Source organism: Streptomyces sp. NP160 (assembly GCF_006335115.1).
In the GTDB taxonomy this organism is placed as follows: Bacteria; Actinomycetota; Actinomycetes; order Actinomycetales; family Quadrisphaeraceae; genus Quadrisphaera.
On record NZ_VDMJ01000123.1, the window covers coordinates 1 to 416 of the forward strand.

General features: G+C 81.2%; 1 protein-coding gene. It reads right to left on the reverse strand.

What is annotated here, in order from left to right; genetic code table 11:
• On the reverse strand, positions 1-416 hold a 416-nt coding region (locus tag FHN55_RS22210; RefSeq protein WP_218974943.1), incomplete at both ends, for a site-specific integrase.

Consider the following 416-nt stretch of genomic DNA (forward strand, 5'->3'; position numbering starts at 1 on the left):
GGCGGCGCGGGGTGGAGGGCGGGCGGACGGCCGCGGCGGGGTCGGCGGGGGTGGCGCCCTCCAGCGCGAGGAAGCGGTGCCAGCCGCGCACGGCCACCACGGCGCGCGCGGCGGAGGAGGCTGACAGCGGTGGGCCGGGCTCGCCGTCCGGCGCCTCGGGCGGGGCGGTGGCGGCCCCGGTGCGCAGGTCCTGCAGGTGGGCGGCCACGTCCTCCTCGCCCACCTCGGCGAGGTCGGTGCGGCCGCGTCGGCGCAGCCAGGTGGCGTAGCGCTCCAGGTCGCGCCGGTAGGCGGCCAGGGTGTTCTCGGCCAGGCCGCGCTCCACGCGCAGGTGGGCGAGGTACTGGGACAGGGCGCGGGAGAGGCCGTCGACGACCACGGGCCGGGCCGGCTCGGCGGGCTGCGCCTGCTGGTCC